10 protein-coding genes, 2 tRNA genes and 1 pseudogene are annotated in these 12673 nt (G+C 41.5%); 8 read left to right on the top strand and 5 right to left on the bottom strand.

From position 1 onward, the window contains the following. Positions 1–8: 8 nt before the first annotated feature. Together B2U90_RS01500 and B2U90_RS01495 are read right to left on the bottom strand one after the other, a co-directional pair. Positions 9–911 (bottom strand): mechanosensitive ion channel family protein, encoded by a 903-nt coding sequence (locus B2U90_RS01500; protein ID WP_059075631.1) that lies wholly within the window; start codon positions 909–911, stop codon positions 9–11. A 142-nt stretch (positions 912–1053) separates the two neighbouring features. After that, positions 1054–1224 carry a hypothetical protein gene (locus tag B2U90_RS01495; protein WP_154662685.1) on the bottom strand — a complete coding sequence of 57 codons (171 nt, stop codon included), beginning with the start codon at positions 1222–1224 and terminating at the stop codon, positions 1054–1056. An 888-nt stretch (positions 1225–2112) separates the two neighbouring features. On the opposite strand from B2U90_RS01495, the gene B2U90_RS01490 reads away from it, so the two are divergent. The 3 genes from B2U90_RS01490 (at position 2113) to B2U90_RS01480 (ending at position 5719) form a co-directional block, all read left to right on the top strand. Further along, complete coding sequence (locus B2U90_RS01490; protein ID WP_292016924.1) at positions 2113–2706, top strand: recombinase family protein; 594 nt, start codon at positions 2113–2115, stop codon at positions 2704–2706. Between the two features lie 585 nt (positions 2707–3291). Continuing rightward, complete coding sequence (locus tag B2U90_RS01485) at positions 3292–4185, top strand: hypothetical protein (RefSeq protein ID WP_292016923.1); 894 nt, start codon at positions 3292–3294, stop codon at positions 4183–4185. A gap of 505 nt (positions 4186–4690) precedes the next feature. Beyond that, the gene (locus B2U90_RS01480; protein WP_292016922.1) at positions 4691–5719 is read left to right on the top strand and encodes a tyrosine-type recombinase/integrase; all 1029 of its coding nucleotides are present in this window, start codon (positions 4691–4693) and stop codon (positions 5717–5719) included. Positions 5720–5830: 111 nt separating this feature from the next. On the opposite strand, the gene B2U90_RS01475 is transcribed toward B2U90_RS01480, so the two are convergent. Continuing rightward, positions 5831–5907 (bottom strand) — tRNA-Val (locus tag B2U90_RS01475). A gap of 161 nt (positions 5908–6068) precedes the next feature. On the opposite strand from B2U90_RS01475, the gene B2U90_RS01470 reads away from it, so the two are divergent. The 3 genes from B2U90_RS01470 to B2U90_RS01460 all read left to right on the top strand — a co-directional run bounded on the left by B2U90_RS01470 (position 6069) and on the right by B2U90_RS01460 (position 8841). After that, positions 6069–7634, top strand: coding sequence for a tetratricopeptide repeat protein (locus B2U90_RS01470; protein ID WP_292016921.1), 1566 nt, complete (start codon positions 6069–6071; stop codon positions 7632–7634). A gap of 81 nt (positions 7635–7715) precedes the next feature. Further along, positions 7716–7791, top strand: a tRNA-Ala gene (locus B2U90_RS01465). A gap of 498 nt (positions 7792–8289) precedes the next feature. Next, entirely contained in the window at positions 8290–8841 is a 552-nt protein-coding gene (locus tag B2U90_RS01460; RefSeq protein ID WP_292016920.1) for a hypothetical protein, read from the top strand. Between the two features lie 503 nt (positions 8842–9344). Here the strand turns inward: B2U90_RS01460 and B2U90_RS01455 are convergent. Together B2U90_RS01455 and B2U90_RS01450 are read right to left on the bottom strand one after the other, a co-directional pair. Further along, positions 9345–10493 carry an ISLre2 family transposase gene (locus tag B2U90_RS01455; RefSeq protein WP_292016919.1) on the bottom strand — a complete coding sequence of 383 codons (1149 nt, stop codon included), beginning with the start codon at positions 10491–10493 and terminating at the stop codon, positions 9345–9347. 111 nt (positions 10494–10604) lie between these two features. After that, the gene (locus B2U90_RS01450) at positions 10605–10841 is read right to left on the bottom strand and encodes a hypothetical protein (RefSeq protein ID WP_292016961.1); all 237 of its coding nucleotides are present in this window, start codon (positions 10839–10841) and stop codon (positions 10605–10607) included. A gap of 102 nt (positions 10842–10943) precedes the next feature. Here B2U90_RS01450 and B2U90_RS01445 point away from each other — a divergent pair, with 102 nt between their 5' ends. Continuing rightward, the gene (locus B2U90_RS01445; RefSeq protein ID WP_292016959.1) at positions 10944–11648 is read left to right on the top strand and encodes a transposase; all 705 of its coding nucleotides are present in this window, start codon (positions 10944–10946) and stop codon (positions 11646–11648) included. A 464-nt stretch (positions 11649–12112) separates the two neighbouring features. Then, a pseudogene (locus tag B2U90_RS01440) lies at positions 12113–12673 on the top strand (ATP-dependent helicase); the annotation flags it as partial.

Raw genomic sequence — 12673 nt, 5'->3', positions numbered from 1 at the left:
TTTATATACTAATTTTCTTTCTTTTCTTCCCGCACATAGACGACGCGCTGTGGGAAGGGAATATCGATGCCACCGGCATCAAAGGCGTCTTTGACACGGGACATGGTATCATAGAATACGGGCAGATAATCGGCATTGGCTACTTTAGGATACGCGGCGATACGCACGGAATTGTCAGCAAATTCCTTGATGCCGATTTCCATCGTATCGGCGTTCAGAATCCGCTTGTCTGATTGGAAAATGTCTTTCAGGATAGCGATCGCTTTATGGTGATCATTGTCGTAGCCGATGTCGAACAAGAAAGAAATATACCGTTCATCCTGATAGGAACTATTGATGACCTGATTGGAGGTGATGATAGAATTGGGAATGAATACGGTTTTGTTGTCTTTGGTAATGACGGCCGTATTTAGCATCTGGATTCCTTTGATACTGCCTTCGACGCCGCCAATCGATACCCAGTCACCGGCTTTGAACGGTTTGAAAATAAGGATGAGCAGGCCAGAAGCAAAATTGGACAGATTATTCTGCAAGGCCAGACCAACGGCGAGACCGAAGGCACCAAATGCAGCTAAAAACGAATTGGTCGGGATTCCCGCTTTATTGAGAGCCGAAAGGATGACCAGAGCCATGATGGCATAATAAATCATCTGGCTGACAAAGGTAATGACCGTATGATCGTAATTGGCATGGGTCATCATACGGATGGCTACGTTTTTGAATCCTTTGGCGATATAGCGGCCAATAATAAAGATGATGATGGCATAGATGACATCGGGACCGTGGTTCAATAAAAATTCTTTTAACTGATCCAGAGCGGAGACACTCTGGGTGACCTGGTTCTGCACATCTGCCTTTACGGCAGAGGCTGCAGTCTGGGCCGTATCAGCGGTATTTGCGGCTAAACTCATGATAAACGCTCCTTCCTGTCATGAAGAAATATGGCAGATATTCTTATTGTAGACGTTTTATGCTTCCTTGTACAGATGAGCACGAAAAAGGGACGCCATCAGTAATCCTGAATTGGCGTCCCTTTACTCATAAAAGTGTTTCTTATCTATTCAATGCAGCTTCTGTAATCATTTTGCCATAGGCAGTGTAGTTATATACGACCTGGCTGCTGAAATTTTCATTTGTAGCATTGCCATAGTTGGCAAAAGCAGTACCAGCGACAGCGGCAACGGCAATGATGCAGGCAATAACACAGACTTTTACGCTTTTCATGATGAATTAGCTCCTTTATAAATACAATAACCCTATGAGTGATTGTATTGTACAATACTTTTTCATGAAAATAAAATATAATATGGCTATAATTTACATAGCTTTTGTGCATGATCTTGCCCGGCTGCAGAGCGACAAAAAAACAGCTCCTGCCTTTTGACAGAAGCTGCATATTTATTCTTATGGTGGGATTAGGGGGACTCGAACCCTCGACCTCTACGATGTGAGTTTTTATATCAACATCATTTTGGGAACAACACAATGAATAAACATGAAAACTAATTAATAAAAATACGGCACCTATTTAAAATCGTCTGTAAGGCGTTTTTATGAATTTCATGATAAATAACATGCAATGGAAAATAAAAATGGCTTAGAAACGATTTTAGGAAGACATATTTGGGAGAGTGAACCAAGAATAATAACGGATTCAGATAAACAGAGGTGAAAGGCATAAACAGATACACAACATTGAGCAGATTGCTTTTCAAAATATGAGACTCCAAAATATGCAAAAAATCTGTATGCCCTTACCGTGTTCCGTTTTCATGCGTACAGCCCCCGTATGGCCCCTTTGATTGATTGAGACTTTCCGCTAATACTTCTCCTGTATTGTTTTGTTGTCTTTCTTTTGAACATAGCCCAGATAAGAAAGCAGGAGCAGACACAAAGGGAGCAGGTGTAGAAGTATCATGATGTACTATTGTCCGCATCATAGATAGACACAAGAAGGAAAGACAAACATAGCCTATGCTTTTTATGTATGGTGTCTAAACTTATAAGTATTGACACCGATGGAGAAATAACGTATAATTGCGGTATCATGAGGTGTCAAAACTTAGTGTCTAAACGATTTGATGAATAAGAGAAAAAAGGGAGTGATTTTTCATGATTTACGGGTACGCAAGAGTAAGCACAAGAGGACAATTAGTACATGGCAATAGTTTGGAAGACCAGAAGGAAGCACTATTACAGGCAGGATGTCAGACCATTATTACAGAGCAATACACAGGGACAAAGACAGATAGACCAAAGTTCACTGCCTTGATTGATTCTTTAAAAGCAGGAGACACACTGAAAGTCACAAAGCTAGACCGATTTGCCAGAACAGCAGGAGATGGAAGCAAGATAGCGAAAGAACTTATGAGCAGAGGTGTTACGCTACATATACTCAATATGGGAGTCATTGATGATACGTCTATCGGGCATCTGCTCTTGAATGTGTTGTTGTCGTTTGCAGAGTTTGAACGTGATATGATTGTTGAAAGGACACAAAGCGGTAAGGCTATTGCTAGGACAAAAGAAGGTTTCAAGGAAGGAAGACCGAGGATAAGTACAAAGAAAACTGATTATGCAGTATCATTGATTGAAGATGGACACACATATAAGGAAGTTGCCGACACACTAGGTATATCAAAGAGTACCATTATACGGGCTGTCAGGAGACACAGAGCAGACACAATGCAGGAAAAAGACCAATAGAGACACCAGACAGAGAGCTTGTAGATAATCTTCAGGCTCTTTTCCTTTTTGTATCTTTGATAATATCATAATGATATATCTGTCTTCTCATCTGTTTATATTATTTGTGGCGGGTAAATAAGAAGTAAAAAGTGTGGCACGGATTGAAGGAAGAAGACTGTAATAGAGGCATGAGTATACAAACTAGGAATTGTTCCAGAATGCAAAGGGGAAAACAGGTTTCAAAGACAAGCATCATAATTTCTGTTTGGTGTCCTTATAAATTAATTGTTCCACTCTTGGGAGAAAGAAAACGCTAAAAGGGAGATGATAGATAATCATCAAGGATTCAGGTTTATGTCTTGCATGTACACGACATGATTCTATCGGGGCCATTCAGACCAGATATACCGCTTCAGGCCATTCAGGGCCTTTACGTGTCTTGATGGTGGTGGTCATGGATGGATGGTTTTTGTCGGTCTGATGGCGTATCTTTATGGAGTTTTGGGGAAGGTCTTAGGACCCCTTAGAAATGGCTTAGTTATGCGGTTTATGGGACTTTTAAGTGTGAAAATACTATGATAAATTTCAAAGGGAGAGATTGCAATGGATGAAGATTGGAAAGAAGATGGATATACGGAACGGAAAATTGACGTGTTTTGTCTACCTTGTGGCACCTATATCAGGGAACAGACAGACACCAATACAGAGGATAAGACAAAACGTGTATTGCTATCAGAAGAAGACAAACAAAGAATATTGAAATGCAAGGGAGCCAAAAAGAAGAAACAAGATGAGCTTTTACGACATTTCAGGACATTACCACTTGAAGACCAATTACAATTTTATTATGACCGTAACAGGGCGGTACAAACACATATGCTCTATTTTTGTAGTATTGCTGATACAGCTATAGCGAATGAATGGCGTGTTAGTTATGTCGTATTCCGTAAACGGATAAAGCAAGACGAGATTGCTAAGGAACAACATCGTATTCAGTTATGGTTGAGCAGACAAAACAAGGATATAGATTTGTTATGTTTTACAGCTATTACTATAGGCATGGGAGACAGGGGATATGTGTATATCTACTATATCTCTACATCTGAAAATGAACTGTATGTTGGTGATACTGCTACAGCTTTTTATCAGTTCATGCGAAAGAAAGACTACTATCCTATTGAGTGCAAGCCTTTTGAGAAAGACCCATATTCTTTTTTGCGTTATAGGTATTGTACATGCAGGAGCCTTGCAGAGCTTTTAGAGGAAGATAGTTTAACAAAAGAAGCGGTACAGGTTATTCATAGCAGTATGTTACTGCATAAGAAACAGAAGACACTAAAAACAAAAGGAGCCAGAAGCAATTTACAACGGTATCAGAAGGAAGATAATTTCTATGATTATGATATAGGGGTAACAAGCCAATCCATTTTTGACTCTATCCGTTCTTTAAAGTTGGAAGATGTACGGACCAGAGAGGAAGACCCAGAACCTTTTTAAGAAAGAGAAAGAATAATCATAGATTTACTGTTTTTGTGTCTCTAGACGCATCCCAGTGCGTTTTTAGGATTTGTAAATGGGTTTAGGTATCCAACTATACCTCAGAGCCTTACAGAAGCTAAAAACGCTTCCCAGTGCGAATTATCATATATCTTAGTATATAGCAAATAGATATGTTAGTTGACCGCATCAGGGAAAGACACAAAGCATAGGGAACCTTGCATCATGATTTACTGTTTTTGTGTCTCCGGACGCATCCCAGTGCGTTTTTAGGATTTGTAAATGGGTTTAGGTATCCAACTATACCCCAGAGCTTTACAGAAGCTAAAAACGGCAAAATAGGAATATTTTTGGTTATCATCCTTTATTGGAGCCTATGAACATTTTCGTTTGTAGGCTCTTTCTTTTTGTCTATTTTCAGTATTCGAGAATAATGCTATGATGAATATGGTTTACATGTTTATCATTGTGTTGTTCTCGATTAGTAAAAGGAGAGAATGATATTATGATGAACAAACAGGAATTAGAACAGATGTGCAAACAATTACATGAAATGTCCAGAACGCATTATAAAGGTGAAACAATTCCTGTCAATACGTATATAGCCGAATGGTTGGAAGCAAAAGGAGTTGAAATAAAAAGAAACACATGGAAGAAGTACGATGTATATTGTCGTAAATACTTCTATCCTGCTTTTGATGGTCTTATGTTGACAGAGCTTACAAAGAAGACAATACAAGACATGGTGAGAGACGCTTCTTTGAATATAGCTCCACGGACTATTCAAGACATGATAAATAGTGTGTTAAAACCAATTCTGAAAGAAGCCGTAGGGGAAAAGATGATAGAGTCTAACCCGGCTGAATATGTCAAACTGCCAAAGGTTCATAAGAACAAAAAAGAAACAGCCTTGACGGATAAAGAAGTAATGGCACTGTTTTCAGCATCAAAAGACCATTATCAATGGCTGGCATTGCCTTTGATGTTCTTTACGGGAATGAGACGTAGCGAATTATTAGCCTTGCGATGGGAAGACATAAACATGGATAAACGTACTATCTTTATTCACAGTTCAATAGTCAAGACGGGGGAAAAACCATTATTGACAGACTATAACAAGACAGAAGAAAGTACACGTATCATTCCTATTTCTCCAGAATTATTTGTATTGATTCAGCAGTACAGAGCTACATATGGCAAGGGCAGAAAGATTGTTATAGGCCAGAAGGAAGAAGACAAATATATGGACCCAGACAATTTTAGCCGTACTTTCAGGGCATGGAAGAAAAAAGCAGGTATTACCAGAAATATTGGTGTCCATGCGTATAGACACACTCTGATAACGATATGTCTGCAACAGCATCTCCCGTATGAGTATATTATGGCTATTACAGGACACACTGACCCCAGAATGATAACCCATTATGCAGATTTACATAGAGCGGATGGAGCAAAAGCGGAAGTTGTACAAGCCGTAGAACAGTATATAGACACAAACAATTTATTACAGACATTCCGTGTAAATCATGTATAAAAGTACAGTTTTAACAGCGTGATGATATAAAAAAAGTAGCCCCTACCTTGACTATAGGAGCTACAGGACAAAAAGACTGCCTAACCTTGAAAAAAGTAGTCTTTATGCAGATGGTGGGATTATGGTGACTTGAACACCAGACCTCTACGATGTGAGCGTAGCGCTCTAACCAGCTGAGCTATAATCCCGTGAAACATAGTTATATTATAATCGTTTACCATGATTTTTCAAGTCTCACTGTGAAAAAAATAAGGGATACGAATAACATATAGCCATAGTTTAAGTGATTATGGTATACTCTGAATATCATATAAAATAGTATCTGCATGATTCAGGGGAGATGAGAAACGTGGGGAAATGGTCAATCAGAATGACGATACTGACGGTGACATTGGCGCTGTATGTGGGAAGCCTGTGTGCTGCCACGGAGGCGGGAACGCAGACAGAGACACCAGCTGCCAGGCAACGTATCGGTATGAGTTCATCTGGGACAGTACACTGGCAGTCTGGAAAAGCGATGGAAAGTGGCGTCCGACCGGGAGACCGGATACCGTCTGTGGCGCTGTATGATATGGGAACACAAAAGACGGTGTCGAATATCGGACAGAATCATCGGGCTGCATTATTGTACATGGCACAGTCCATTCCTCACAGCATCCAGCTGGATAAGAAATTGCAATTTGTGCAGGAAATGCAGAAGAAATACAAAGGGCGGGCCGATTTCTACATCGTTTTTCCGGCCACGCCCAATCAGTCCCGTTTTCAGGAACTGCGGGACTGGGATATTTCTTTACCCAAACTCTATACCGACCAGGCCTCATATAGCAAACTGGGCCGGATGGAGCAATTGATTTTTATCGATCGCGACGGCTATGTCCGGTATGCCATGAATACCTGGGGAATGGGAAACCAGGTCCTGGAACATATGCTGAAAGAAGTCATGACTACGCCCCTTCCGGCGGATGCAGGGGAACGGCAGGTACACCTTCTGACAGAAAGAATTCACCGGCAGGAAATGCACAAAGAACTGCATCTGCCTGAAGCCTGGCCGAAAATGGTGCAGGTTGCCACCGTGTGGCGGGATGGGATATTGAAAGACCTGACCTATGGAGCGGCCAATCAGGCAGCACAAGATCCGGTGCTGTATCGCCCAGTCATGGAAGCCGCCTGGGCGGATCAGCAGCAGGACTATGTACGGGCGGCTGCCGCCTGTGAGGAAGCGTTGCGATTGAAACCGGATAATGCCCATCTTCATGCGCTGCGGGCGTATAACTGGCTCCTGCAGGGAAATGAACGGAAGGCCCGGGATGAATTAAAAAAAGCCGTTTTGCTGTCGCCTCATGATGCGGGGCTCTGCTGGAATCTGGCCTTGCTGGAATATAATCAGGGGCGTCCTCTGGAAGCCGCTCACTGGCTGGAACAAGCCGACCGGACGTATATCCCGGCCCGGGAACAAGCCTATTACGCCAGCTGGCTTTCTATCTATGGTGGAAAAGTACAAGAAGGGCTGGTCCGCTATGCGTCCTGGCTGGCTAAGGATACGAATCCGGCAAGAGGAAATACGGACTATGCCCTGCTGCTTATCCAGGCTGGACGATATGAAGACGCAGCGGGGTATTTGGGAAAAGCATTACAGTGTCTGGATACGGAGAGACAAGGTTCCCTGGAACAGGCCTTCCGCAGCCAGCTCTATGCCCAGAAGGCCTGGTGTGAATGGAAAAGTCACAAAAACAGGACGGCCCTGGCCGATATTACCAAGGCTCTGGAAGGAGAAAAGCGCCAGTACTGGGCCAATTGGAACGACCTCCGGGACCAGATACGGCAGGAATTAGGTATGAAGATAGAAAAAAGAAACGGACGCGGAATGAATGAGCCTATTTCTCTTCCGACACTGTCGGAAGACTGGAAAGACTGAACGGGAAGTTCCCGGCGGATTCAAAATTTGCCTTGACAAGGAAATCAGTAAATGCTATAATTCCCCTTGTAGTCACGACATGGGGGTATAGCTCAGCTGGGAGAGCGCTTGCATGGCATGCAAGAGGTCAGGAGTTCGATCCTCCTTATCTCCACCATAAAGAATATGATAACCACGCGGTTTACGAGCCGCGTGGTTATTTTTTTGTTTGCGTACGCATAAGGCTGTGGGGGTATGAAAAGGGAAACATGGGGTAAGGATTTGTCTTATGAAGCATTGGTTGCTTCACAAGACAGACTGTACAGAACAAAATCGGTCGTTTTACCTAACAGGATAGCTGGGAACTTTGTCTATCGCTTAGTGTCAGTTCGATAGAAGAGGCTTTGCGAAAGCTGATAGCTTCTGGTAAACTGAAGAGAAAAGGGCTGGGAAAACGTTCCCGTTATTACCGGCTGAAATAATAGTATTCCGGATGGACTGTGGATGAAAAATTCCTAGTTCTACATTTCACATGGTGTAGCGTTTTTTACTTTTTGAACGGGCAAAGCGTTCTAACCTGGATGCTGATTATCCGGATTGCAGGAATTTTCCTATGCTTTGACGAATGTATTTAGAAAGAAATGCGGAAATCAACAAAGAAGCGAAGTGAAATTTTATGAGCAATCGACACCCTAAAGGAAAGTTGGAAGGAAATTGGCATATTGAATATGACCCTAATATGTATACTCCGGGACGTAGAAAAAAAACATGTAAATTTTATGATATGGATAAAAAGTGTTGTTGTAATGTGGCTGCTCCTGATTTTTCAGTCGGATGCAATCCAGGTTATTGTGGCTACTATGAATACGGGAAGCCCGTTTCTGAAAAAACATATAAGATTCCTCAACAAATGTTGATACAGAAAAACATTACTACTATGCCTGTATGGAACAAGAATGATAAAAATAAAAATAAAAAAAAGAAAAAACAAAAAAAGACAAGCCAGCCAATAATCAATTCTCACATCAATAAAAAAAATTGGACAGGGTGTAAATCAGTGGTCGTTTTAGAAATTTCCAATAATGGCGATAGCATTCAAAAAGTTTTTTATTTGGAAAAACCAGGCACAGGTCATCCTACAACATTTGCAAAGGCTTGTATCCAGGCACATGTTGATGATGTCATTTTGTTTAATGGGCTGAAATATAAGATTTTACGCTTTAAATGATGTTATCAATTTCGAATATCGATAAATTCTATATTGGATTCTGGTACTCTGGTAAAAAATACTTATTTTGTTGCTATACTATCTTTGATACTTTTAAAATAACAAAAATACTCGCAAGGCCTGTGGTAATGGGCTTTGCGAGTATTTTTGTTTAGTCTCCATACATGCTATTTTTTTGGTATTAGTCCAGATTTTGTGGTGTGGTCACCCTTAGTCCAATTTTTGTGGTCTCTTTTTCTAGTCCATTTTATGTGGTCATCCTAGTCACACTTTGTGGTGGGGCTGTTTACACTTTGTGGTCTGCCCCTTGCAATAAAAAACTCCTTCTTAAAATGAAAGCATCACCCATTCATTTCTAAGAAGGAGGCAAGACAATATGTCTTTACATCAGTTTATCACAAATATTTTGAACATCAAACCCGAACAAATCCAGGGTTAGTGTCAAGAAGTTTTCGGTCTTTCCTTTAGACCTAGGTAATAAGCGGGGTCTTATTTCCACATTTTTACAAAATATATGCCATTTGCAGCCCTTTTGCCAGCTTTCCTAACGGACTGCTTGCTGAGCTGTACGTTCCTATACTTCCTTGATGCACGCCCTTGTGAGGCTGCATAGGGACCCGTTTCATCACTTTCCTCATGATGTTCTTAAATCGCTTTCGTAACCGTTCCACGTCTTGTAATTCATCGTTTCCTTCTGCTTCCGATTCAGCCGTATCCAGCCAGAGTGCCAGACTCGTTTCATCATGCTTCCAGATACTCTTCCGGATTTCTTCCTGTACCTCCGGTGCAGCAAAAGGCAGCCGTTCTTTCACCTTGCGGTGTACATGATAGACATCCCGTTGGTGCTCATGCCACTTGCACCCTGCTGCCAGTTCCTGAAACGCCTCATAGCCATATCCCGTTCCGCCATCCCCGTTGCTGATCACTATCGTATGGCTTAATCCATACTGCCGGTGCATGTACCACCCTGCTTGGTCCCGTGTCTTTTCATATTCTGTAGAAGCCATGTGATACGCATGGAGCAGCCGGGTCCGTTTTCCTTCTTTTTTCCGTCCTTCATACACCTGCATCCGGTGTATTTCCAACTGCCTCTTATGCTGTCCCCACAAGACCAGCCCGTCTCCTTCGATGTACACAACCGGGGCTTCCGTTTCTTCTGCGGGACTTTCCTGACGCTGAATGTCCTGCCATTCCTGACACAATTTCCCCGATTGCATCACAATATGCTTCACCGTTTGATGACTCAGGTTCGTCAGGGTAAATCGGTTCACGATATCGGCCGTTTTTCGATATACACAGCTGGTAGCCGTTTCCGCCACTTTCTTCATCAGCAAAGCGGAAAATCGTTGGTAGGGTTTCAATCGGAGCTGTTTATCCAGTGGATAGATGCCTTTCTTTCTCGGCTTTTTCATTCGTCGGCGGACAAACGATACGATACCGCACAGGCATTGCACTGTCCGTCCATCCTGGCGCTCTACGATATATCCCTGCTTTTTATATTCCATTGCTAATTCCCGGTCGAGCTGTTCTAATGCTATCCCCAATGCGGTTCGGAATAATTCGAAAAACAGGGCTAATAATTTCATATCCCGTTCAATAACTGTATCGGAGTCCTTTATTGTTTTGATGATTTCTGTTACAATAGTTTCCATAGAAGACCTCGGTTTGATGAGATTGGTGTGGTGGCCTCTCATTATTATCAGGGTCTTCTTTCTTTTTGACAAGTCTTACCGAGAACTATTTTACACTAAGAAATCCAGGATTTACTGACCCTCAATCAATCCGACGGTTCTATGGTCATTAAAATCCGTCTTGTTGACGCTCACTGTAGCTGCCCGTATTGCAGCGGCCAGACGCATATTCATGGATATTACCCACGCAAACTTACTCATTCCACATTCATCAACAGAGCATGCATCATCCTGCATCTCCAACGCAGGTATCGTTGCAACACCTGCCAGATTACATTCAACGAACCGAATCCCTTCACGCATTCTCATGAAAGCATTACTCATGAAACTAAGATCAACATATTACAGAATCTTAAACATCCGGAAATCACCTACACCCTCGCGGCCAAGAGGAACTACATATCTAAAGCTATGGTTCTCCGTATTTTCGACAGGTATGTCCATATTGCACGCAAACTATTGCCCCCAAAAATTTTATCTCTCGATGAGCATTATCTGCCAGACTCCGACTATGATTCTTTTTACTGCAGTCTCTTGATGGATTTTGTTACGGATGTCATTATCGATATACTTCCCGACCGCAAGAAATCTTATCTTCTTTATTATCTCAGCCATATTAAACACGAGACGTATTCCTATGAAACTCACACAAGTGAGTTGGGTCGTATTCAATATGTTTCCATCGACATGTCTGAATCATTTCGCTCCGTCTTCCAATCGTACTGTCCCCAAGCCATCATCTGTGCCGATAGTTTCCATGTCTTACAACATCTCACCAAAGATTTCAATGCGGTCCGACTGAAATGTCGCAGGGAAACACCAGACCCTGTCCTGGCATATGTATTGATGAAATTTAAAGTGGTACTGAACTATAATGTACAGCTGGATAACGTCGCTAGATACAACAAACGGTTGACTGTACTTTCCAACTGGAAACAAGAAATCGTAAATTCATTTACCGTTGTAAATGGCCGCCGTATCAACAATAGCTATATCGAATCAAAAAACCGTCAAGTACAGCGTTTATTAAACAATGCCAATGGATTCTGTAATTTCAAGAGGACCAGAAATCGTATTTTATACTACCTGAATAAAGAAGACACTTATACCTTTTGACCACAAACATGGTCTAGTCAACCACAAAATGTATCCAGCAAAACCACAAAACTGTAAACAGCGTGACCACAAAAAAAGGTCTAGCCCAACCACCAAAGTTGGACTAGACCCATTTTTTTTAGTTAATGGTTTTGAATTCTTTACGATGGTTCGTATTATTACTTTGGTCATGAATTTATAGTTTGTCTTGAATCCGGATAATTCATGCAGCTCATCGATGAGCTGTGTCCGTTTGTAAGAAAGGATATAATCATTTGTGATAGATAGTTTCGTTACGTAGGGCCCGCTGGTATAGTTGCCAAACTCCGACTGTTCATTTTGAAGCGGGTTGCTTGTATATAGCAACTATAGGATTTATAATTGTGTTATATTGGTTAAAATGGGAAATATTAACTTCGGAGATAAAAAGCTGTAATATGATGTGTATTTAAAGAATTTATGGATAAAGATACTGGAGCAAATAAATGGAAATATTCAATAACACTACTAAGGTCGTAAAAGATGATCTAGTCAAGATAATACAATCTGGAAGCAAGGTGTCTGTGGCAGCGGCATGTTTTTCTATTTATGCATATCAGGCACTTAAACATGAGCTGGAACATTGTGATGAATTCCGGTTCATTTTTACGTCTCCCACTTTCATTGCAGAAAAAACGCCCAAGGAAAGACGAGAATTCTATATTCCGAGACTGAATCGTGAAAAAGGACTATATGGAACGGAATTTGAAGTCCGGCTCCGTAATGAACTGAAACAGAAAGCGGTAGCCAAGGAATGTGCAGAATGGATGCGCAAGAAGGCGACATTTCGCTCCAATAAGACCTGGGAAGGCATGAACAATTTTCTCGTCGTAGAAAATCCAGAAGACACCTATACCTATATGCCGGTGAATTCTTTTACAACAGTAGATATGGGTTGTGAACGAGGAAATAACATCAGCAATATTGTAACTCGCTTTGAGAACCCGGCAAGCAAGGAACTGTTGAATCTTTTTAATACCCTATGGAATGATAAAGAAAAACTTACC

Source organism: Megasphaera sp. UBA4233, assembly GCF_002395615.1.
GTDB classification, from domain to species: Bacteria; Bacillota; Negativicutes; order Veillonellales; family Megasphaeraceae; genus Megasphaera; species Megasphaera hexanoica.
Note: the sequence above shows the minus strand (reverse complement) of the source record. Positions and strands in the feature narration are given on the sequence as shown.

Coding starts and splice junctions, on each gene's coding strand:
- B2U90_RS01455 (WP_292016919.1), bottom strand. CDS start 10,493: ATGGAAACTATTGTAACAGAAATCATCAAAACAATAAAGGACTCCGAT.
- B2U90_RS01495 (WP_154662685.1), bottom strand. CDS start 1,224: ATGAAAAGCGTAAAAGTCTGTGTTATTGCCTGCATCATTGCCGTTGCC.
- B2U90_RS01485 (WP_292016923.1), top strand. CDS start 3,292: ATGGATGAAGATTGGAAAGAAGATGGATATACGGAACGGAAAATTGAC.
- B2U90_RS01490 (WP_292016924.1), top strand. CDS start 2,113: ATGATTTACGGGTACGCAAGAGTAAGCACAAGAGGACAATTAGTACAT.
- B2U90_RS01445 (WP_292016959.1), top strand. CDS start 10,944: ATGGTTCTCCGTATTTTCGACAGGTATGTCCATATTGCACGCAAACTA.
- B2U90_RS01480 (WP_292016922.1), top strand. CDS start 4,691: ATGATGAACAAACAGGAATTAGAACAGATGTGCAAACAATTACATGAA.
- B2U90_RS01500 (WP_059075631.1), bottom strand. CDS start 911: ATGAGTTTAGCCGCAAATACCGCTGATACGGCCCAGACTGCAGCCTCT.
- B2U90_RS01450 (WP_292016961.1), bottom strand. CDS start 10,841: ATGAGAATGCGTGAAGGGATTCGGTTCGTTGAATGTAATCTGGCAGGT.
- B2U90_RS01460 (WP_292016920.1), top strand. CDS start 8,290: ATGAGCAATCGACACCCTAAAGGAAAGTTGGAAGGAAATTGGCATATT.